This window comes from Streptomyces bullii (assembly GCF_042657145.1).
Classification (GTDB): Bacteria; Actinomycetota; Actinomycetes; order Streptomycetales; family Streptomycetaceae; genus Streptomyces; species Streptomyces bullii.
In genome coordinates this window covers 677145-699025 of the sequence record NZ_JBHSNY010000001.1, presented here as the reverse complement: position 1 = coordinate 699025, position 21881 = coordinate 677145, and the positions used below count along the sequence as shown (strand labels likewise).

The 21881-nt window shown below is 71.6% G+C and carries 18 protein-coding genes; 12 read left to right on the top strand and 6 right to left on the bottom strand.

What is annotated here, in order from left to right:
* Positions 1 to 38 precede the first annotated feature (38 nt).
* Entirely contained in the window at positions 39 to 632 is a 594-nt protein-coding gene (locus tag ACFPZJ_RS03140; RefSeq protein WP_381016784.1) for a histidine phosphatase family protein, read from the top strand.
* 268 nt (positions 633 to 900) lie between these two features.
* Here the strand turns inward: ACFPZJ_RS03140 and ACFPZJ_RS03135 are convergent, their stop codons facing one another.
* On the bottom strand, positions 901 to 2376 hold the full coding sequence (locus ACFPZJ_RS03135) for a hypothetical protein (RefSeq protein ID WP_381016781.1): 1476 nt from the start codon (positions 2374 to 2376) through the stop codon (positions 901 to 903).
* A gap of 282 nt (positions 2377 to 2658) precedes the next feature.
* On the opposite strand from ACFPZJ_RS03135, the gene ACFPZJ_RS03130 reads away from it, so the two are divergent.
* On the top strand, positions 2659 to 3099 hold the full coding sequence (locus ACFPZJ_RS03130) for a hypothetical protein (protein ID WP_381017307.1): 441 nt from the start codon (positions 2659 to 2661) through the stop codon (positions 3097 to 3099).
* A gap of 292 nt (positions 3100 to 3391) precedes the next feature.
* On the top strand, positions 3392 to 4261 hold the full coding sequence (locus ACFPZJ_RS03125) for a spermidine synthase (protein ID WP_381016779.1): 870 nt from the start codon (positions 3392 to 3394) through the stop codon (positions 4259 to 4261).
* Between the two features lie 52 nt (positions 4262 to 4313).
* Here the strand turns inward: ACFPZJ_RS03125 and ACFPZJ_RS03120 are convergent, their stop codons facing one another.
* Positions 4314 to 4841 (bottom strand): hypothetical protein, encoded by a 528-nt coding sequence (locus tag ACFPZJ_RS03120; protein WP_381016776.1) that lies wholly within the window; start codon positions 4839 to 4841, stop codon positions 4314 to 4316.
* 98 nt (positions 4842 to 4939) lie between these two features.
* Between ACFPZJ_RS03120 and ACFPZJ_RS03115 the strand changes: the two genes are divergently transcribed.
* The 8 genes from ACFPZJ_RS03115 (at position 4940) to ACFPZJ_RS03080 (ending at position 15361) form a co-directional block, all read left to right on the top strand.
* Positions 4940 to 5647, top strand: coding sequence for a response regulator transcription factor (locus ACFPZJ_RS03115; RefSeq protein ID WP_381016773.1), 708 nt, complete (start codon positions 4940 to 4942; stop codon positions 5645 to 5647).
* Positions 5644 to 7044 carry a sensor histidine kinase gene (locus tag ACFPZJ_RS03110; RefSeq protein WP_381016770.1) on the top strand — a complete coding sequence of 467 codons (1401 nt, stop codon included), beginning with the start codon at positions 5644 to 5646 and terminating at the stop codon, positions 7042 to 7044. The genes ACFPZJ_RS03115 and ACFPZJ_RS03110 overlap by 4 nt, the downstream gene beginning before the upstream one ends.
* Before the next feature lie 116 nt (positions 7045 to 7160).
* The gene (locus ACFPZJ_RS03105) at positions 7161 to 8621 is read left to right on the top strand and encodes a glycoside hydrolase family 18 protein (RefSeq protein WP_381016767.1); all 1461 of its coding nucleotides are present in this window, start codon (positions 7161 to 7163) and stop codon (positions 8619 to 8621) included.
* A gap of 199 nt (positions 8622 to 8820) precedes the next feature.
* The gene (locus ACFPZJ_RS03100; RefSeq protein WP_381016764.1) at positions 8821 to 10134 is read left to right on the top strand and encodes an ABC transporter substrate-binding protein; all 1314 of its coding nucleotides are present in this window, start codon (positions 8821 to 8823) and stop codon (positions 10132 to 10134) included.
* A complete protein-coding gene (locus ACFPZJ_RS03095) occupies positions 10131 to 11108 on the top strand; it encodes a carbohydrate ABC transporter permease (RefSeq protein ID WP_381016761.1) in 978 nt (325 codons plus the stop codon). Before ACFPZJ_RS03100 ends, ACFPZJ_RS03095 begins: the two co-directional genes overlap by 4 nt.
* Positions 11105 to 11998, top strand: a complete 894-nt coding sequence (locus ACFPZJ_RS03090) for a carbohydrate ABC transporter permease (protein ID WP_381016758.1) — start codon at positions 11105 to 11107, stop codon at positions 11996 to 11998. The genes ACFPZJ_RS03095 and ACFPZJ_RS03090 overlap by 4 nt, the downstream gene beginning before the upstream one ends.
* A 25-nt stretch (positions 11999 to 12023) precedes the next feature.
* Positions 12024 to 13349, top strand: a complete 1326-nt coding sequence (locus ACFPZJ_RS03085; protein WP_381017304.1) for a glycoside hydrolase family 36 protein — start codon at positions 12024 to 12026, stop codon at positions 13347 to 13349.
* The gene (locus tag ACFPZJ_RS03080; RefSeq protein ID WP_381016755.1) at positions 13346 to 15361 is read left to right on the top strand and encodes a beta-galactosidase; all 2016 of its coding nucleotides are present in this window, start codon (positions 13346 to 13348) and stop codon (positions 15359 to 15361) included. Before ACFPZJ_RS03085 ends, ACFPZJ_RS03080 begins: the two co-directional genes overlap by 4 nt.
* 198 nt (positions 15362 to 15559) lie before the next feature.
* On the opposite strand, the gene ACFPZJ_RS03075 is transcribed toward ACFPZJ_RS03080, so the two are convergent.
* The 4 genes from ACFPZJ_RS03075 to ACFPZJ_RS03060 form a co-directional block, all read right to left on the bottom strand.
* The gene (locus ACFPZJ_RS03075) at positions 15560 to 16996 is read right to left on the bottom strand and encodes a GH1 family beta-glucosidase (RefSeq protein WP_381016752.1); all 1437 of its coding nucleotides are present in this window, start codon (positions 16994 to 16996) and stop codon (positions 15560 to 15562) included.
* A 117-nt stretch (positions 16997 to 17113) separates the two neighbouring features.
* The gene (locus ACFPZJ_RS03070) at positions 17114 to 18019 is read right to left on the bottom strand and encodes a carbohydrate ABC transporter permease (protein ID WP_381016749.1); all 906 of its coding nucleotides are present in this window, start codon (positions 18017 to 18019) and stop codon (positions 17114 to 17116) included.
* Positions 18020 to 18031: 12 nt separating this feature from the next.
* Complete coding sequence (locus ACFPZJ_RS03065; RefSeq protein WP_381017301.1) at positions 18032 to 19048, bottom strand: carbohydrate ABC transporter permease; 1017 nt, start codon at positions 19046 to 19048, stop codon at positions 18032 to 18034.
* A 5-nt stretch (positions 19049 to 19053) separates the two neighbouring features.
* On the bottom strand, positions 19054 to 20358 hold the full coding sequence (locus tag ACFPZJ_RS03060) for an ABC transporter substrate-binding protein (RefSeq protein WP_381016746.1): 1305 nt from the start codon (positions 20356 to 20358) through the stop codon (positions 19054 to 19056).
* 404 nt (positions 20359 to 20762) lie between these two features.
* On the opposite strand from ACFPZJ_RS03060, the gene ACFPZJ_RS03055 reads away from it, so the two are divergent.
* Positions 20763 to 21818: a LacI family DNA-binding transcriptional regulator gene (locus tag ACFPZJ_RS03055; protein WP_381016743.1), complete on the top strand. Its 1056-nt coding sequence runs from the start codon at positions 20763 to 20765 to the stop codon at positions 21816 to 21818.
* Positions 21819 to 21881: the final 63 nt, after the last annotated feature.

Here is a 21881-nt window from a genome sequence, read left to right as displayed (position 1 = left end):
GGGAGGTTCCGCCTGCGTTTTCCCCGAAGAGGTCTCTCATGGCACCGCGCATCCTGCTGGCCCGGCACGGACAGACGGAGTGGTCACTGTCCGGCAAGCACACCGGCAGGACCGATGTGCCGCTCCTGGAGGAGGGCCGGCGGGGCGCCAAGCTGCTCGGCGAGCGTCTGAACCGGGCGCCGTACGACGGCCTGCCCGGCGTCGAGGTGCGCACCAGCCCGCTGGCACGCGCGCGTGAGACCTGCGAACTCGCCGGTTTCGGGGCACGCGCGCGTGCGTGGGACGTCCTGATGGAGTGGGACTACGGCGCGTACGAGGGCCTGACCCCGCACGAGATACAGGCCCTGCGGCCCGGCTGGCTCATCTGGCGTGACGGCGTACCCGAGGGCGAGACGCTCGCCGAGGTGACGGCCCGCGCCGACGAGGTGGTGTCCTGGGCGCGCTCGGAGGACCGTGACGTGCTGGTCTTCGCCCACGGGCACATCCTGCGGTCGATAGGGGCGCGGTGGCTCGGCCAGCCGATCGACTTCGCCGCGCGGATCCGGCTGAACCCGACGTCGCTGTCGGTGCTGGGATGGGCCTACGGGGAGCCGGCGATCGAGAGCTGGAACGATCTGGGGCACCTGGCGTAGGCGTCGCGACGCGGATGCTGGGTCGCGTAGGCGGGTGCTGTGCGGCCGACGCCCACCTGTGCCACCCGCCCCGTGCCACAGGTGGACCGTGGTCACCCGTGCCACCGTGCACCTGTGCACCCGTGCGCCCATGCCACTTGTGGACCTGGCCACCCGTGCCGACGCCCAGCCGTGCCACCCGTGCGGGCTGATCACCCGTGCCGACGCCCAGCCGTGCCACCCGGGAACCCTGGCCACCCGTGCCGCCCAGCCGCACGGCTGTCCGCGGCTAGGCCGACGCCGTCCGCGGCAGCGAGGCATGCCGGTCCAGGAACGCCGACACCCCGGAAGCCCGCCGGTGCGGCAGCAGCACGCGGGCCGTTGCCGCCAGCATCGTGTGGATCCGGGACGACTGGACCTCCTCCAGCAGGTCCAGTACGCGCATCCCCGCCGTCGCCGCCTCGTCCGGTCGCCCGCCCCGTGCCAGGTCGTCCGCCAGCTCCGCCGTGTACAGCGCGATGTTCCGTGTGAAGTGCGGATCCTGCAGCTCCGCCGCCCGGCGCGCGTGCCGCGCCGCCCGCGGCCAGTCGCCCAGGGCGGACCAGCACTGCGCTTCCAGGCCCTCCAGTTCGGCCTCGCCGTAGAAGCTCATCCACTCGGGGTCGGCGTCCGAGGGGCCGCGTTCGTACAGGGCCTGCGCCCGGGCCAGGGCCTGCTCGCAGCCCACCCGGTCCGCGAGGCCCGCCCAGCCCCCCGCCTCCCGCAGCGCCAGCAGGGACATGAGGCGGGCCGAGCCGAGCGGGCGCGCGACACGCTGCGCGGCCTGCGCCGCCCGTACCGCCTCGCGGGGCCGGCCGGCGTCGCGCGCGAGGAACGCCGTGTTGCAGAAGGCGTGCGCTTCCAGGCCCGCGTCCCCGTTCATGCGCGCGGTCGCCAGCGCCTCCGCGTAGTGGGAGCGCGCGTCGTCGAAGCGCCCCGAGTCGTGCGCCAGCCAGCCCACGGAGATGGCCAGTTCACCGGCGCCCGAGTACAGCCGGTCCGCCGTGGTCTGCCGTGTCGTCCCGGCGTCGAGCAGCGCGTACGCGGCACGCAGCGGGGCGGCCGCGCGCCGGTAGAGGCCGTCGGCGCCGTGCCGGTCGTCGAGCAGCCGGATGCGGCGGACGGCTTCTTCGAGGGCGCCCGCGTCGCTCGCCCCCGCGCGGCGCACGGGGCGTCCCGCCGCCGCGGCGTCGAGGGCGAGCCCCAAGGGGCCCAGGGAGGCGGCGGCCACCGTGGCGCCTCCGCCGGTCATGAATGCGCGACGCAGCACGTCGCTCTCCTCGTTGTTGTCGTACGGGTCGTACGGGTCGTGCGGGTCATGCGGGTCGTGCGGGTCCTGCGTCTCATACGGCTCATAGGCACCGCTTGTCTCACTCGTGGCGTTCGCCGGGTTCATGGTGTGCGCGCGGGGCGGGTCCTCGGCGGCATGCGCCTGGCGCCCCCGTACGGCGGAGCGGGGCGCGAAGCCCAGATCGCCGAGTGTGCGACCGGGGAACATGTGCAGGAACACCCGTTCGTAGGCGTAGTTGGGGCAACGGATCTCACCCGCCTCGACGCGGCCGATGTAGCGCGCGTCGCAGCTGACCCGCTCGCCGATCTCGCGGGCGGCCCGCCGTACCGCCGCGGCGAACTCGGCCGGCGAGCGCTGTCCGCGCAGTCGCCGGAAGGCGAGGTTCGGCCGCGGTGGCCGCGGGGGCTGGGAGGAGGTCACCGTTGACGACGCCATGGCCGGGTCCTCTCGTGCGAACCGTCGAACCATGCCGGACGCGGGATCGGTTCGAGGCCCACCCCGTGGGACAGACCCTGTTTCCGGCGGGCAAGAACGTACCGGCTGTGACGGATCCGCCACGCGGGGTTTGGCTACAAACGGGATATCTCATACCTGATCTGCCATGAACTGCCATCCTTTGCGGCGGACTTCCGCCGTAGCCGTTGACGGCCTCGCGCGTTGAACCCCCTGGACCGGGAGGCCCCGACTCCCGACCCGCTCGTCCGTTCAGGGGTTCTCGTGGTGGAGGCCGGGATGGTGACGACCAGCCAGAGCAGCGATCCTCGTACGCCGCCGGGCAGACCCACGGCCGGACACCTGCCACCGCTCACGACGGCGGGGTGCGACGTCGTGACGGTACCGGCGCGGCAGGGGTTGGAGGCGGTGGACATTCTGCGGCGGGGGGCCGGGGACGCGGTCGGGCCCGTGCTGCACGACGGCGGGGGCGACACGCTCGGGTTCCTGGTGCCGCCGGGGACGGCCGCGGCGTGGGACGTGCCGGGGAGCACCTGTACGCAGACCCATGAGCCCGGGCTGAGTCCGGTGCCGGATCCGCCGGTGGAGGGGTCCCACTGGTTGCTGCCGCCCGGGGAGGCGGAGCCGGCGACGGATCCGGTGGTGCTGCGGGCCGCACTGGGGGAGGCGGCGCGCACCATCAGGGCGGCGGACGGCTGCAGCTGACGTCGACTGCGCGGCAGGCACGCACGCGCGTGCGCCCCCGGCAACGGCCCCGACCGAGGGCCCCGGCCGTGACGACGGCCCCGGCTGTGCCCCGGACAGCGGCCCCGGGATTCGACGCCGAACCTGCCCATGACGACGGCCCGACCGTGACGAGGGCCTCGGCTGTGACGAGGGCCCCGGCAGTGACCCGGACAGCGCCCTCGGCGGCGACGCCGGACCTGGCAACGCCCTGGACATCGCCCCTGCCGACGTCCCGGACGGTCACCCGGACAACACCCCGGATAATGGCCCAATGGGAAAGTCCAGGAACGCCCGGCGCAGGTCGGCCGCCGTCGAAGCCGTCGTCGAGCGCGTCGACGGCGGGCTCGCCGAGCTGATCCCCGACCGGGAGCGAGCGCGGGCCTGGACACTGCTGATCGACGGGGCGCCGCAGTCGCACGTCGACCTCGACGACCCGGCGTATCTGTCCTTCGAGTACCAGCGGCGGCTCGGACACGTCATCGACCTGGCCGCCCCCGCGGGCAGGCCCCTGCGCGCCGTCCACCTCGGCGGCGGCGCGCTCACGCTCGCCCGGTACGTCGCCGCCACCCGGCCCCGCTCCACGCAGCAGGTGGTCGAGCGGGACGCGGCCCTCGTCCAACTGGTCAGGCGCGCACTGCCGTTGGACCCGAACGCCCGGATCCGCATACGGTCCGCGGACGCCCGCGCCGGACTCGCCAGGATGCCCGACGGGTGGGCCGACCTCGTCATCGGCGACGTGTTCAGCGGGGCCCGCACGCCCGCCCATCTGACCTCCACCGAGTTCCTCGACGAGGTCCGCCGGGTGCTGGGACCGGGCGGTGTCTACGCCGCCAACCTCGCCGACGGGCCGCCGCTCGCGCACCTGCGCGGCCAGATCGCCACCGCCGCCGCCCGTTTCGGCGAGCTGGCGCTGGTCGCCGATCCGACGGTGCTGCGCGGCAAACGCTTCGGCAACGCCGTGCTCGTCGCCTCCGACCAGCCGCTGCCGGTCGCCGAGCTGACCCGCCGCGCCGCCTCCGACCCGCACCCCGGGCGGGTGGAGCACGGCAGGGCGCTCACCGACTTCACCGGCGGGGCCGTACCGGTGACGGACGTCGCGGCGGTGGCGTCCCCCGCGCCGCCCCCCTCCGTGTTCCGGTGACCGGGTGATCCGGGGCAGGCCCCCGGCGGCTCGGCGGTTCCCGCCCGGCGGTTCAGTACGTCCCGATGTCCACGCGCGGCGGGCCGTCGTGCCAGGTGCAGAACACCGACACCCGGTCCGCGCCCGAGGCGAACTCCACCCGGATCCACGTCTGCGTCTTCCACATCTGCATCGACCAGCCGGCCGCGGGGGTCGCCGACACCAGCGACGCGGAGGTCTCACCGAGGTCGAAGACGACCCGCCCGCCGTCGGTGTCGTAGCTCCTGACCTGGCCGGAGGCCGGTGACGAGGATGCGGGGCTCTCGGGGCCGGCGGGGGCCGTCGAGGGCGCCGGGCCGCTCGGTTCGCGGGGCGGGGGCGGCTTCGGCGACGGGCTCTTCGCCCGGGGCGCCCGCCAGGTCGACGACGCCGTCGGCTCGGGCTTGGGCGTGGCCGCGTCGCCGGCGGCCGTGATGGGCAGGGCGCGCGGCGGGTCGTAGGCGGTGCCCGCCATCACCGTGTGGACACCCCACCACGACAGTGTGACCGCCGCGCCCGTGGCGAGCAGCCAGGCCAGTACCGGTACGAGTCCTCTGCGCATCGCGGGCCATACTGCCGTACGCCTCCCGCGAGTTGTCCACAGGCGGAGTTGTCCACAGGCCCGCACCCGGCTGTTCGAGATGGCGTACGGTGCCGCGCATGGCAAGTGTGCTCGTGGTCGAGGACGACCAGTTCGTACGCTCGGCGCTCATCCGGCACCTGACCGACGCCTCGCACACCGTACGCAGCGTCGGGACGGCACTGGAGGCGCTGCGCGAGGTCGCCCATCTCCGCTTCGACGTGGTGATCCTGGACCTCGGACTGCCCGATCTCGACGGGTCCGAGGCGCTGAAGATGCTGAGCGGCATCACGGACGTGCCGGTGATCGTCGCCACGGCGCGGGACGACGAGGCGGAGATCGTCCGCCTGCTGAACGCCGGGGCGGACGACTATCTCACCAAGCCGTTCTCGGTCGAGCACCTGTCCGCGCGGATGGCGGCGGTGCTGCGCCGCGCCCGGTCCGCAGCCGCCGGCACGCAGTCGTCGAGCGCCATCCGCGTCGGCGGCCTCACCGTGGACCCGCTGCGCCGCCAGGCCGAGCTGGACGGCGTCCGGCTCGACCTGACCCGCCGCGAGTTCGACCTGCTCGCCTTCCTGGCGCGCCGGCCCGGGGTCGTCGTGCCCCGCAAGGAGCTGCTGGCGGAGGTGTGGCAGCAGTCGTACGGCGACGACCAGACCATCGACGTCCATCTGTCCTGGCTGCGCCGCAAACTGGGGGAGACGGCCGCCAACCCGCGCTATCTGCACACCCTGCGCGGTGTCGGTGTGAAGCTGGAGCCTCCGGCCGACGCGGGGCCGTCGCGATGAGGTGGGCCCTGGTGAAGGTGTCGCTGGCGGTGACCACCATGGTCGTCGTCGCCTTCGCGGTGCCGCTCGGGCTCGTCATCCGGGAGATGGCCCGCGACCGCGCCTTCTCCAACGCCGAGCGCCAGGCTGCGGCCCTCGCCCCGGCCCTGTCCATCACCACCGACCGCGACCAGCTCGAACGCGTCGTCGCCTCCGCCGGTTCCGACGCCGACATGGCCGTCCACATACCGGGGGGCGACGGCGAGCCGGCCCTCGAACTCGGGCGGCAGCGCGCCGCCGACGAGGACATCGCGGCCGTGCGGGCCCTGGGACGGGCCTCCACCAGCACGGTCTCCGGCGGCTCCGCACTGCTCCAGCCGGTCGCGCTGAGCTCCGGCATCGCCGTCGTCGAGGTCTACGTCCCCGAGTCGGAGGTCACCAACGGCGTCGGCACGGCCTGGGCGGTGCTCGGCGGGGTCGGCGCCGCGCTCGTGGTCGGCTCGGTCGCGGTCGCCGACCGGCTCGGCGTACGGATGGTGCGGCCCGCGCGGCGCCTGGTGCAGGGCGCGCACGAGCTGGGGGAGGGCAGGCTGGGGGCCCGCGTGCCCGAGGAGGGCCCGACCGAACTGCGGCTGGCGGCGACGGCGTTCAACTCGATGGCCGACCAGGTCGTCCAACTCCTCGCCAACGAGCGGGAGCTGGCGGCCGACCTGTCGCACCGGCTGCGCACACCGCTGACCGTGCTGCGGCTGAACACGGCGTCGCTCGGCGACGGGCCGGCCGCCGAGCAGACCCGGGCCGCGGTCGAGCAACTGGAGCGGGAGGTCGACACCATCATCCGCACCGCCCGGGAGGCCAAACCGCAGACGGCCGCGCCCGGGCCCGGCGCCGGGTGCGACGCGGCGGAGGTGGTGCGGGAGCGGATGGCGTTCTGGTCGGCGCTCGCGGAGGACGAGGGCCGCAAGTGGCGGGTGGCCGGGGCCGACCGGCCGGTGCGGGTCCCGGTGGCCCGTGCCGACCTGGCCGCCGCGCTGGACGCGCTGCTCGGCAACGTCTTCCGCCACACCCCCGAGGGCACCGCCTTCGCCGTCGACGTGCACAACGGCGAGGACGCGGTGATCGTGCTGGTGTCCGACGCGGGCCCCGGCATATCCGACCCCGACGCGGCGATGGCGCGCGGGCGGGGCTCCGGCAGCGACGGGTCGACCGGGCTCGGCCTGGACATCGTGCGCAGGCTCGCGGAGTCGACCGGCGGGGACGTACGGATCGGCTCGTCGGTGCTCGGAGGGACCGAGGTGCGGGTCTGGATCCAGCTGGACGGCAGGAAACCGGTCACCAGGGGCCACCGGGGAGCCGTACGGCGCCGCCGGCGCCCCGCGCTGGTGCCCACCTTTAATCGGTCCCGATCCCTTCCTTAAGCGCACCCTAAGATCGCCAACGCCCGCCCGGATCAAGCGATTTGTCCGCTTCGGGATCGCTAGCGTGCTGCCGCATCCCACCCCCGAGCAACACGAAGAGCGAAGGCAGGCACGCGATGAGCACGCACCGGCGCACGGTGAGCGGGAGAAACAAGGTGATCGGCGCCGTCGTCGCCACGGCCGTGGCCGGCGGTGGCGCGCTCGTGGTCACCGGCACCGCCCAGGCGGCCGGGATCGGCGCGGCGTACACGAAGACCAGTGACTGGTCGACGGGGTACACCGCGCAGTACGTCGTCACCAACGACAGCGGGCAGGCGAAGGCCGACTGGACGCTGCGGTTCGAGCTGCCGTCCGGCGCGAAGCTCGGCTCCCTCTGGAACGGCGAGGCCGAGGTCAGCGGGCAGCGCGTCACCGTGAAGCCGCCGAAGTGGGACAAGGACGGGCTGGCCCCCGGAGAGTCCGTCACGGTCGGCTTCGTGGTCAACGGCAGCGGCGCCCCGACCGGCTGCCGCATCGACGGCGCCACGTGCTCGGCGGACGGCGGCGCGACCCCCGAACCCTCCGGCCGCCCCACCGGCACCCCGACCCCGACCGCGACCCCCACCCGGAAGCCCCCGCAGAGCCCCGCCCCCACCGCCACGACCACCCCGAAGCCCTCGGAGAGCCCGGGCACCGGCACCCCCGCCACCGCCGGGTTCGCCCCGTACGTCGACACCTCCCTGTACCCCGCCTTCGACCTGGTCGCGAGCGCCGAGGCCACGGGCGTGAAGCACTACAACCTGGCCTTCGTCACGGACGGCGGCGGCTGCACGCCCAAGTGGGGCGGCGTGACCGACCTGGCGAGCGACGCCGTGGCGTCCCAGATCGGCGCCCTGCGCGCCAAGGGCGGTGACGTCCGGGTCTCCTTCGGCGGCGCGGCCGGCTCCGAGCTGGGTACGACGTGCTCCTCCGCGGACACGCTGGCGGCGGCGTACGGCAAGGTCGTGGACGCCTACGACCTCACCAAGGTCGACTTCGACGTCGAGGGCGGCGCGCTGCCGAACACGGCGGCCAACACCCGCCGCGCCCGGGCGATCGCCGAGCTCCAGCGCGAGCACCCCGGCCTGGACGTCTCCTTCACCCTCCCGGTCATGCCCGAGGGCCTGACCCAGGACGGCGTGAACCTGCTCGCGGACGCGAAGAAGAACGGTGTGAAGATCAGCGCCGTCAACATCATGGCGATGGACTACGGCCCCGCCTACAGCGGCGACATGGGCACCTACGCCGAGCAGGCCGCGACCGCCACCCAGGCGCAGATCAAGAGCGTCCTCGGGCTCTCCGACAGCGCGGCCTGGAAGACGGTCGCCGTCACGCCGATGATCGGCGTCAACGACGTCACGACCGAGATCTTCAAGGTCGACGACGCCACCCAGCTGGTGAGCTTCGCCAAGGCCAGGGGCCTGGGCTGGCTGTCGATGTGGTCCGCCACCCGTGACCGGCAGTGTCCCGGCGGCGAGAAGCCCGCGGCCGACGCGACGTGCAGCTCGGTCCTGCAGGAGAAGTTCGCCTTCACCAAGGCGTTCGCCGCCTACCGGTAGCCCGGGCGGAGGCGAGCCCAGGCGCCGCAGGGGTGTCGATTACGTTTCGACAAATTTCGACACAGCGGTTCGGCGGCTCTTGACGCATGACACGACATGGGGCTGTTATTACGCCACCGTGTTCGGTCAAGTTGGTTTCTGGTTGATTGCGATCGGATTTCGCGCGACCTGTGGCCGAAACTCTGCGTCAGGAGCCGCCATGCACCACCCTCTCCCCTCCGGTCCCTCCCTCTCCGCCCCCAGCCGCCGCACCCTGCTGCGCGGTGTTGGCGGTGCCGCCCTCCTCGGCGCCGGCATACCCCTGCTGAGCGCCTGCGGCGGCAGCGGTACGGCCGCCGACCCGAAGACCGTCTCGCTCGGCTCCAACGCCTCGGACGCGGTTCCGAAGAAGGCGTTCGCGGACATCTACGCGGCCTTCACCAAGCAGTCCGGCATCAAGGTCGACGTCAACACCAAGGACCACAACACGTTCCAGGAGCAGATCAACTCCTACCTGCAGGGCACGCCCGACGACGTGTTCACCTGGTTCGCCGGCTACCGCATGCAGTTCTTCGCCGCGAAGAAGCTCGCCACCCCCATCGACGACGTCTGGCAGAAGATCGGCGGCAACTTCCCCGACGCGATGAAGGCGCTCAGCAAGGGCGAGGACGGCAAGTACTACTTCGTGCCGCTGTACACGTACCCGTGGGCGCTGTTCTACCGCAAGAGCGTCTTCGCCCAGCACGGCTACCAGGTCCCCACCACCTGGGACGAGCTCGTCGCCCTGTGCAAGCGGATGAAGAAGGACGGACTGGTCCCGATCGCCTTCGGCGACAAGGACGCCTGGCCCGCGCTGGGCACCTTCGACCAGATCAACTTCCGTACCAACGGCTACGACTTCCATGTCGAGCTGATGGCGGGCAAGGCCTCCTGGACCGACCCCAAGGTCCGCAAGGTGTTCGACCTGTGGGCCGAGATCCTGCCCTACCACCAGGACGGCGCGGTCGGCCGCACGTGGCAGGACGCGGCGCAGACGCTCGTGTCGAAGAAGGCCGGCATGTACCTGCTGGGCACCTTCGTCGGCCAGCAGTTCACCAACAAGGCCGACCTGGACGACCTCGACTTCTTCGCCTTCCCGGAGATCGACCCGCAGTACGGCCAGGACACCGTCGAGGCTCCGACCGACGGCTTCATGCTGAGCAAGGCCCCCAAGAACCACGCGGGCGCCGTCAAGCTCCTGGAGTACCTGGGCACGCCCGAGGCCGAGCAGATCTACCTCAAGGCCGACTCCAGCGTGGTGGCCGCCTCCACCAAGGCCGACACCTCCTCGTACACCCCGCTGCAGAAGAAGGCGTACGAGATGATCTCCGGCGCCAAGAACCTGACGCAGTTCATGGACCGCGACAGCCGGCCCGACTTCACCTCCACGGTGATGCAGCCCGCGCTGCAGAACTTCATCCGCAACCCCAAGGGCGTCGACAGCCTGCTGTCCTCCATCGAGCGCCAGAAGAAGACGATCTTCGCCTCCGCATGAGCACCGACACCACCACCGAGACGCCGGAGGCGGCCCCCGTGCCGCCTCCGGGCAACGTCCCCCGCACCCGCAGGGCACAGGGTCACCAGCGCCTGCTCACCCGCCGCGACCGGATCACGCTCGGCCTGATGGCGGGCGTGCCCACGGTCCTGCACGTGGCCCTCGTCTGGCTCACGGCCCTGGCCTCGATCGCGCTCGCCTTCACCACCTGGGACGGCATCGGCTTCGACGCCATCCAGTGGGTCGGCCTGCAGAACTTCCGGGAACTGTTCACCAACAACCCGCAGTTCTGGCCCGCCGTCGAGCACAACGTCATCTGGTTCGTCGTCCTGATCCTGATCCCCACCCCGCTCGGCCTGTTCCTGGCCGTGCAACTCGACAAGAGGATCCGCTTCAGCCGCGTCTACCAGACCGCGTTCTTCCTGCCGGTCGTCATGTCGCTCGCCGTCATCGGCTTCGTCTGGCAGCTGATCTACAACCCTGACACGGGTCTGATCAACAGCCTCGTCGGCGCCAACAAGCCCGGCCACTACATCGACTGGATCGGCGACCCGGACCTCAACCTCTGGGCCGTGCTGATCGCCGCGTCCTGGCGCCACACCGGCTACATGATGATCCTCTACCTGGCCGGCCTGAAGAGCGTCGACCCGTCGTTGCGCGAGGCCTCCGCGCTGGACGGCGCCAACGAGTGGCAGACGTTCAAGAACGTCATCTTCCCCACCCTGCGCCCGACCAACACCGTCGTCCTGGTCGTCACCATCATCGAGGCCCTGCGCGCCTTCGACCTGGTCTTCGTCTTCAACAAGGGCGCCGAGGGCACCGAGCTGCTCTCCATCCTGGTCACCAACAACATCATCGGCGAGTCCAGCCGCATCGGATACGGCTCCGCGATCGCCGTCGTCCTGCTGGTGATCTCCCTCGCGGTGATCGTCCCGTACCTGATCGCCACCTTCCGGAAGGAGCGGCAAGCGTGAGCACCCCCACCGTCGCGGCGCCGCTGAAGCAGCGCACCCCCCTGCGCCCCGCCCGGATCCTGCTGCACGTCTTCCTCGCCGGCACGGCCCTGGCCTGGCTCGCCCCGCTGCTGTGGGCGGTCTTCGCGGCCCTGCGCCCGTACAGCGAGACCAGCACCAGGGGCTACGTCTCCTGGCCCGACAAGCTCAGCCTCGACAACTTCGTCAACGCCTTCCAGCAGTCGGACATGCTGCACTACTTCGGCAACACGCTGCTGATCGCGGTGCCCGCCGTGCTGCTGACGCTGCTGCTGTCGTCGATGGTCGCCTTCTACGTCAGCCGCTTCGACTTCCGGCTCAACCTGTTCCTGCTGCTGGTCTTCACGGCGGGCAACCTGCTGCCGCAGCAGGTCATCATCACCCCGCTCTACCGGCTCTACCTGCTCGTCGACCTGCCGGGCATCACGACGAGCGGCAAGCTGTACGACTCCGCGCTCGGGCTGGTGCTGATCCACGTGGCGTTCCAGTCCGGCTTCTGCGCGTTCGTGCTGAGCAACTACATGCGCTCCCTGCCGCACGAGCTGACCGAGGCCGCCCTCGTCGACGGCGCCTCCGTGTGGCGGCTGTACTGGCAGATCACACTGCCGCTGTGCAAGCCGGCGATGGCCGCGCTGGCCACGCTGCTGTCCATCTGGATCTACAACGACTTCTTCTGGGCCATCGTGCTGATCTCCACCGGCGAGAACATGCCGATCACCTCGGCGCTGAACAACCTCTCCGGCCAGTACTTCACCGACCCCAACCTGGTCGCCGCCGGCGCCCTGCTCACCGCGATCCCGACACTCATCGTGTACTTCCTGCTCCAGCGGCAGTTCGTCAGCGGCCTCACGCTGGGCGCCAACAAGGGCTGACACCCCGTTCGTGAAAGAGACCCCCGTGCACCACCCCTTCACTCCCGTCGCCACCGTGCCCGTGGACGTCCGTACCGCCCGCGTCCACGAGGAGGGCTGGCAGTCCTGGAGCCCCAGCGGCACCTACGCCCTGGACGCGACGCCCTACCGCCCCACCGACGACAACTGGGCGACCGTCTGCTACCGGCCGGGCGTGAGCGTGCCGGACGGGGTCTTCCAGGGGGAGGGCCTGCTGGCCCTGGCACCCAAGGGCGAGGACGGACCCGTCGTGGTCTGCGCGGCGCTCGATCCGCTGTCGTCCGTACCCTCCATCCGGCTCCAGGTGCGCGACGGCCGTGCGGAGATCAGCGCCGACGGCAAGGTGGACCTCTACTCCTACCTCGGCCCCGGCGGCATCCAGGGAGCCCTCGCCGACTGGGCCGACAGCCTCGGCCTGGAGGCCCCCCGCCCCGCCCCGACCGCCTGGTGCTCCTGGTACGAGTACTTCACCGCCGTCACCGAGGACGACATCCACGAGAACCTCCGCGCGATGGACACCCTCGACCTGCCCGTCGACGTGGTCCAGATCGACGACGGCTACCAGAAGGCCCTCGGCGACTGGCTCACCCTCTCCGGCCGCTTCCGCTCCCGCGCCGGGATCGCGGACGCCATCCGCGCCCGGGGCCGCCGGGCGGGCATCTGGACGGCCCCCTTCCTGGTGGACCCGGCGAGCGACCTGGCCGCCGAGCACCCGGACTGGCTGGTCCGGGACGCGGGCGGCGGCTTCGCGCACGCCGGCCGCAACTGGGGCCACGACCTGCGCGTCCTGGACACCACCCACCCGGACGCGGCGGCCTACCTCACCGAGGTCTTCACCACCCTGCGCGCCGAGGGCTACGACTACTTCAAGGTCGACTTCCTCTACGCGGGTGCCCTGGACGGCGTACGGCACGCGTCCGCCGACGCCGTCCAGGCGTACCGCGCCGGCATCGAGCTGATCCGCGAGGCGATCGGCCCCGAGTCCTACCTGCTGGGCTGCGGCGCCCCGATCCTGCCCTCCCTCGGCCTGTTCGACGCCATGCGCGTCAGTCCGGACACCGCCCCGCACCGCCGCCCCGAGGCCGACGACTACAGCCAGCCCGGACAGGCGCCCGCCGAGTTCACCGGTGCCGCCCGCCAGTGGCAGCACGGCCGCCTCTGGACCAACGACCCCGACTGCCTCATGGCGCGCCCGGCGGTGGAGACCCGCGAGCAGTGGGCGGCGCACGTGGAGGCCACCGGCGGCCTGGTGGCCTCCAGCGACCGCCTGCTGTCCCTGGACGAGTGGGGCGTGACGACCACCCGCCGCCTGCTGGAAGGGGCCACTCGGTGAAGCGCTCCCTGTCCCTCCCCGGCATCGCCTACGGCGGCGACTACAACCCCGAGCAGTGGCCCGAGGAGGTCTGGGCCGAGGACGTCCGCCTGATGCGCGAGGCCGGGGTGACCCTGGTGAGCGTCGGCATCTTCTCCTGGGCGCTGCTGGAACCGTCCGAGGGCGTGTACGACTTCTCCCGCATGGACCGGATCCTGGACCTGCTCCACGCCAACGGCATCGCGGCGGACCTGGCGACCCCGACGGCGGCCCCGCCGGCGTGGTTCTTCCGCGCGCACCCCGAGGCCCTGCCCGTCGACCGTGACGGCCGCACCCTGTCCTACGGCAGCCGCCAGACGTTCTGCCCGTCGAGCCCCGCCTACCGCGAGGCGGCGCTGCGGATCGCACGGGAACTGGCCCGGCGCTACGCCGACCACCCGGCGGTCGTGATGTGGCACGTCCACAACGAGTACGGCTGCCACAACGCGGAGTGCCACTGCGACACGAGCGCCGAGGCGTTCCGCGCGTGGCTGCGCGACAGGTACACGACCCTGGACGCGCTCAACGAGGCCTGGGGCACGACGTTCTGGAGCCAGCGGTACCACGACTGGGACGAGATCCTCCCGCCGCGCGCGACGGGCGCGGTCCCCAACCCGACCCACCGGCTCGACTGGCGCCGCTTCTGCTCCGACGCACTGCTGGCCCTGTACACGGCGGAACGGGACGTGCTCCGGGAGGCCGCCCCGCTCACCCCCGCCACCACCAACTTCATGGTGATGCACAACTTCGACGCCCTCGACTACTGGCGCTGGGCCCCGGAGCTGGACATCGTCTCCAACGACCACTACCTGCGCTCCACCGACCCCGAGTCGGAGATCGACCTCGCGTTGAGCGCAGACCTCGTCCGCTCGCTCGCGGGCGGCCCCTGGCTGCTGATGGAGCACTCGACGGGCGCGGTGAACTGGCAACCGGTCAACCGGGCGAAGCGGCCGGGTGAGTTGCGGCGCAACGCCCTGGCCCATGTGGCGCGCGGCGCGGACGGCATCGCGTACTTCCAGTGGCGCGCGGCCAGGGCGGGCGCGGAGCAGTGGCACTCGGCGATGCTGCCGCACGCCGGGACGGACAGCCAGATCTGGCGGGACGTGGTCCGGCTGGGCGCCGACCTGAAGGCACTGTCGCAGGTGCGCGGCAGCGCGGGCACGGCCGAGGTGGCCGTCGTCTGGGACTGGAACGCCCGCTGGGCCCTGGAACTCCCCTCCCAGCCGAGCGAGGAGGTCCGCTACCTGGACACGGTCCGGTCCTGGTACGAGCCGCTGTGGCGGTCGGGCGTGGCCGTGGACTTCGTACGCCCCGACGCGGACCTGTCCGCCTACCGCCTGGTCCTGGCGCCCGCCCTGTATCTGGTCGACGACGCGGGCGCCGCCAACCTGACCGGTTTCGCGGAGCGCGGCGGCACCCTGGTGGTCGGCTTCCACAGCGGGATGGTCGACGAGAACTGCCATGTGCGGCTGGGGGGTTACCCCGGTGCCTTCCGTGCGGCGCTGGGTGTGCGGACGGACGAGCTGTTCCCGCTGCTGCCGGGGGAGACGCTGGGCCTGACCGGTGAGGTCCCGGCGGGCGCGAGCGCGACGCTGTGGTCCGAACGACTGCGGTTCGAAGGCGCCGAGGTGATCGCCGCGTACGCGGACGGCCCGCTGACCGGTGTCCCGGCCGTCACGAGGCACGGGTGGGGTGCGGGCACCGCCTGGTACCTGGCCACCCAGCCGGATGCGGTCACCCTGGCCGCGCTGCTGGACCGCATCCGCACGGAGGCGGGGGTGGAGCCGGTCCTGGACGGGATCCCCGAGGGCGTCGAGACCGCACGGCGCCGGGGCCAGGACGCGGACTACCTCTTCCTCATCGACCACGGAGGCCGGGGCGCCGAGCTCAGGGTCCCGTCCGGCGCCACCGAACTCCTCACGGGCGAGCGGATCGAGGACGGCGTGCTCACCCTGCCGCCCGGCGAGGTCGCCGTCGTACGGCACCCTCGCTGATCGCGGAGGACCACTCGGTACGGCCCGACCCGGCGCCCCCGCGCCCGCGCGGCGATCGCCTCCGGCCCGCCCGCGGGCAGGGGTCCGCCGCACCCGGGTGCCGGTGCGCCGCAGCGGCGGTGTCGCCGACGAGTGCGGGGCGCGGCACCTGTCCGGTGCCGCGCCCCGCAGCCGTCCCAGCGGTGGCTCAGCCGGCGGTCAGACCGCCTCCGCCTCCGGCAGCGTGCCCGTCCGCGCCGCCCGCGCGTACCAGTGGGCGCTCGACTTCGGTGTCCGCTCCAGCGTCACGTAGTCGACGTACACCGCGCCGAACCGCTTGGCATAGCCGTACGCCCACTCGAAGTTGTCCAGCAGCGACCACAGGAAGTAGCCCCGGACGTCCGCGCCGTCGGCGATGGCGCGGCGGACCGCCGACAGGTGGCCGTGCAGGTAGGCGATGCGCTCGGGGTCGTGGACCCTGCCGTCGGACTCGGGCTTGTCGTCGTAGGCCGCGCCGTTCTCCGTGATGTAGAGAGGCAGGCCCGGGGCCTCCTCGGTGTAGCGCATGATCAGCTCGTGCAGGCCCGACGGGTCGACCGTCCAGCCCATCTCGGTGCGCTCACCGGGGCTCTGGTGGAAGGCGACGTCGTCCACGCCCGGCCACGGCGAGTGCTCGCTCGCCCCGTGCCCGTCCGCCCGCGGCCCCTTCGCGGCCGGGTCCGCCGCCGACACCAGCGTGGGCGTGTAGTAGTTGAGGCCCAGCGCGTCCAGCGGCTGGTTGATCTGCGCCAGGTCGCCGTCCACGACGAACGACCAGTCCGTGACCGACTTCGTCGTCTCGAACAGCGACTGCGGGTAGGCGCCGTGCAGGATCGGGCCGTGAAAGACGCCGTTGGCCAGGTCGTCGATCTTCCGGGCCGCGGCCAGGTCCTCGGGACTCTGCGTGAGGGGCCGCACCACCGCGGAGTTGAGGGCGAGGGCGACCGAGTTGCGGGCCGGCATCACCGACCGCAGGGCCGACGCGGCCAGGCCGTGCCCCAGATTGAGGTGGTGCGCGGCACGCAGCGAGGCCGCCGGGTCCGTGCGGCCGGGCGCGTGCACACCGGAGGCGTAGCCCAGGAAGGCGCTGCACCACGGCTCGTTGAGCGTCATCCACTGCTCGACGCGGTCGCCGAGCGCCTCGCCGACGATCTGCGCGTACTCGGCGAAGTGGTACGCCGTGTCGCGCTCCGGCCAGCCGCCCGCGTCCTCCAGCTCCTGCGGCAGGTCCCAGTGGTACAGGGTGATGGCCGGCTTGATGCCGTGCGCCAGCAGCTCGTCCACCAGGCGGCGGTAGAAGTCCAGTCCGCGCTGGACGGCCGGGCCGCGGCCGGTCGGCTGCACCCGGGGCCAGGAGATGGAGAAGCGGTAGGCGTCCAGGCCCAGCTCCGCCATCAGCGCCACGTCCTCGCGGTAGCGGTGGTAGTGGTCGACAGCGATGTCACCGTGGTCGCCGTCGACCGTCTTGCCCGGGGTATGGCTGAAGGTGTCCCAGATCGACGGGGTGCGCCCGTCCTCCCGCACCGCCCCCTCGATCTGGTACGCGGAGGTCGCGGCGCCCCAGAGGAAGGCGGAAGGAAAGGTCACCGGGGTCACCGGCTTCTCGGAGTCAGGCATGGAAGCGCTCCCATTGGTGGTCGTGGAGACCGACGGATGAAGGGGGAGGGAAACGGAGGACAAGGGGCCGAGGCGGCGGTGACCCGGCCCCCGAAGACGTACGGGACGCGCCGGGTGTCAGCCCTTGACCGCGCCCTGCATGATGCCACCCACGATCTGCTTGCCGAAGATCGCGAAGACCAGCAGCAACGGCACCGTACCCAGGAAGGCACCCGCCATGATCAGCGACTGGTCGGGGGTGTAGCCGCGGCCCAGGCCCGCGATCGCGACCTGCACGGTCGGGTTGCCGGTCTGGGTCAGCACCAGGAACGGCCACAGGAAGTCGTTCCAGGCCTGCACGAACATCAGCATGCCCAGCACGGCCATGGCGGGCCGCGCGGCCGGGAACACCACGTGCCAGATCACGCGCCAGCTGCTCGCGCCGTCCACCCGGGCCGCCTCGATGATCTCGTCCGGCAGCGCCTGGATCAGGTACTGCCGCATGAAGAACACACCGAACGCGCTGACCAGCGACGGGAAGATCACCGCCTGGAGCTGGTCGGTCCAGTCCAGTTTGGCGACCATCATGTACAGCGGGATGACGCTGAGCTGCGGCGGCACCATCATCGTGCCGATCACGATCAGCATCATGGCGTTGCGGCCCTTGAACCGCAGCTTGGCGAAGGCGAACCCGGCGATCGTCGACAGGAACACGATGGTCGCCGCCGACACCCCCGCCACGATCGTGGTGTTCAGGAACGCCTCACCGAGGTTGGCGTCCCGCCAGGCGATCTCGAGGTTCTTGAAGAGGTTGGAGCCGAACCAAAACGGCGGCGGGGTCTCCGCCAGCCGCTGGTTGTCCCGGGAGGCGGCGATCGCCGTCCACACCAGCGGGAACAGCGAGCCGATGGTGAACAGGGCCAGGATCACGTACGCGATCGGGCCGGCGTGCAGTGTCCCGCCCGCCCGGGCGGACTTGGGCAGACGCGAGCGCGTCTGCTCCTTGGCGGGCGTCGTGTCGGGCGGCGTCACAGTCGTCGTCACGGCCGGTACTCCTTAACTACTGGCGCGCAGCCGGCGCGAGATGACGTAGTTGACGATGCCGACGACGATCAGGATCAGGAACATCGTCCACGCGATCGCCGAGGCCCGGCCCAGGTGCTGGTTGACCCAGCCCTGCTCGTACAGGTACAGGCCCAGCGTCTGGAACTGGTGCTCCGCACCGCCGGAGGCGCCCTTGTTCGCGTCGAACAGCAGCGGTTCACCGAAGACCTGGCTGGCGCCGATGGTCGACACGACGACCGTGAACAGGATCGTCGGCCGCAGCGACGGCAGCGTCACATGGAAGAACTGCTGCCAGCGGTTGGCCCCGTCCAGGGCCGCCGACTCGTACAGGTCCTGCGGGATGGCCTGCATCGCCGCCAGGTAGATCAGCGCGTTGTAGCCGGTCCAGCGCCAGATGATGATGGTCGAGACGGCGATCTGGGAGGGCCACTTGTCGTTCTGCCAGTCGATGTGGTCGATGCCGACCTGGTTCAGAACCCAGTTGATCATGCCGTAGTCGCGGCCGAAGAGCAGCACGAACACCAGGGAGGCGGCGGCGATCGAGGTCGCGTACGGCGCGAGCATCACGACCCGGTAGAAGGTCGAGCCTCGCAGCTTGTAGTTGAGGATGTGGGCGATGCCCATCGCCATCAGCAGCTGCGGAACGGTCGAGATGACGCCGATGGTCAGGGTGTTCTTCGCCGCGTTCCAGAAGAAGTCGTCGTCGAAGATGCGCGTGTAGTTGCGCAGCCCCACCCAGTTCATGTCGGTCGGCGCCGTCAGCTCCACCTGGTGCAGCGAGGCCCAGCCCGTGTAGATCAGCGGGAACAGACCGAACGCGACGAACAGCAGGAAGAACGGCGAGACGAAGGCGTACGGGCTCCAGCGCACGTCCCGCTGCCAGCGGCGGGACAGCCGGGCCCGGCGGCGCTCGTCCACCGGGACGGCCCCCTTGCCCGGGGCCGGGCGGGCCGGGGCCGCGCCCCCCTCCTCGGCGGGGGGCGCGGCGGTGTCGTGACGGGTGGCCATACGGGTCACTTGTCCAGGTTGTTGTCGATGGTCTTGGTCGCCGTCTCCCAGGCCTCCTCCGGCGACTTGCCCTTCGTCACCAGGACCAGGCCGTTGTCGTTCAGGCTCGACCCGATGATCTGGTCCTTGGGTCCGATGACCTGGACCGGGCTGGTCTTCGCGGCCTCGGCGAAGATCTTGCCGATGGGGGCGTCACCGGTCATCTTGTTCTTCGCGTTCTGCACCGCGGGGGTGTCGTAGGCGGACGGCGTGCTCGGGAAGCTGCCCCGCTTCTCGAACAGCTTCGCCTGCTGCTCCGGCGCGGTCAGCCAGGCGGCCAGTTCCGTGGCCTCCTTCACGTGCTTGCCGCTCTTCGGCACGGTCAGGAAGGAGCCGCCCCAGTTGCCGGACTTGGGCGCGGGGGCGACGTCCCACTTGCCCTGGTTCTCCGGCTTCGACTTGCTCTCGATGTACCCGAGCATCCACGGCGGGCAGGACATCGCGGCGAACTTGCTGTTGGCGATCGTGGAGTCCCAGGCCGGCTGGAACTGCGACTGGGCGCCGACCAGACCGTCCTCGGCGGCCTTCGCGGTCAGCATGAAGGCGTCCTTGACGACCGGGTTCTCCTTGTAGATGACCTTGCCGGACTCGTCGTAGAACCGGACCTTCTCACTGCTGAGGATCGCGCTCATCAGGCCACCGGGGGAGTCCATGAAGGTGGTGCCCTTGGGCGCCTTCTTCTTGTACTCCTGGCCGACGTCGACCAGCTTCTGCCAGTCGCCCGCCCACATCTTCGCCAGCTCGTCGCGGTCGGTGGGCAGCCCGGCCTTCTCGAAGAGGTCCTTGCGGTAGCAGATCGCCATCGGGCCCACGTCCGTGCCGAGACCGATGGTCTGGCCGTCCTTGGTGGTGGCCTGCTGCCACTTCCAGTCCAGGAAGTCGTCCTTCTTCACGCCCGGTGCCTTGGAGAGGTCCTCGAGCTTGCCCGCCTGCGTGCTGACGACCTCGGCGATGTTGCCGACTTCGACGCCCTGGATGTCCATCAGGCCGCTGTTGGTGGTCAGGTGGTTGACGAGCGCCGGGTAGTAGTTCTCGTTGCGCTCGGTGACGTTCTCCTGGATCTTGATGTTCGGGTGGAGCTTCTCGTACTCGGCGTAGAGACCGGCCTCCTTGAAGCCGAAGGTGCCGAAGAGACCCAGGGTGATGACGGTCTTGCCGTCGCCACCGCCCGACGAGTCGGAACCGTTGCCGCCGTCGTCGGCACAGCCGGCCAGCAGCCCGGCGCCCAGCGACGCGACGGCCGCCAGCACTACCGCCTTACGTGCTCGCATCTGAGGTCCTCCTGTTGCCCTGACGTGCCGACCCCCCGGGCCAACGGCATGGTTGGGCCCTTTTTACTCGCTGCGGCTCGGGCGGGGAACGTGCGGGATGTGTATGTGTCAGGTACCGTGGGAGCGCTCCCACCAGTGATGTGTTGAAGGGTTGCCGGTCGGAGCGGGGGTGTCAAGGGAGCGAGCGCCGAGAAATGCGTTCAGTTATCGGGCTGTTAACTGGACCCGTGGGCCGGTACGAATGCTTCCGTGACTGACTCGTTTCAGCCACCGGACCACTCGCGCGGGGTGCCGTGCGGGCCCAAGCGGAGGTCCGGGAAGCACCGGCTCCGGGGAGCGGTCACCCCCTCTGACGGGGCTGTTAGATTCCAGGCCAGCGTGACACACGACGGAAGGCGGAGCCCATGGCAAGCCACGGAGCGCGGGGCCGGAGCGGAGGCCGGCCCACCCTCGAAGAGGTGGCGGCGCGCGCCGGAGTCGGCCGCGGCACCGTCTCCCGGGTGATCAACGGCTCGCCCCGGGTCAGCGACGCGACCCGTGCGGCCGTCGAGGCGGCGGTCGCGGAACTCGGCTACGTCCCGAACACCGCCGCCCGCGCCCTGGCCGCCAACCGCACCGACGCGATCGCCCTGGTCGTGCCCGAGCCGGAGACCCGGTTCTTCGCGGAGCCGTACTTCTCGGACATGCTCAAGGGCGTCGGGGCCGAGCTGTCCGAGACGGAGATGCAGCTGCTGCTGATCTTCGCCGGCAGCGACCGGGAGCGCCGCAGGCTCGCCCAGTACCTGGCGGCCCACCGCGTGGACGGCGTCCTGCTGGTTTCCGTCCACGCCGACGACCCGCTGCCGGACCTGCTGGCCCAGCTGGAGATCCCGGCGGTGATCAGCGGTCCCAGATCGGCGGGGGAGACGCTCACCTCCGTGGACTCGGACAACTACGGCGGTGCCCGCCAGGCCGTCGAACACCTGCTGGAGCGCGGCCGTCACCGTATCGCCCACATCACCGGCCGCCTCGACGTCTACGGCGCCCAGCGACGTATCGACGGCTACCGCGAGGCCCTGCGCGATGCGGGCCACGAGGTGGACGAACTCCTCATCGAGTCGGGCGACTTCACGGAGGAGGGCGGTCGCCGCGCGATGGCGGCGCTCCTGGACCGCCGTCCCGATCTGGACGCGGTGTTCGCGGCCTCGGACGTCACCGCGGCCGGCGCCCGCCAGGCGCTGCGCGAGGCGGGCCGCCGCATCCCCGACGACGTGGCGCTGGTCGGCTACGACGACTCCGCCATCGCCCGCCACATGGACCCGCCGCTGACCAGCGTCCGCCAGCCGATCGAGGAGATGGGCCGCAGGATGATCGACCTCCTGCTGAGCGAGATCGCCGACCGCCGCCCGCCGGCGTCGCGTGGGCTGGAGCGGCGGCAGGTGGTGCTGGCGACGGAGCTGGTGGCGCGGGCGTCGTCGTGAGCGGCCAGGGTGGTGATGCCGTGGCGCGCCGACGGGTCGCACGCTGGGCCTGCACCTGGACGC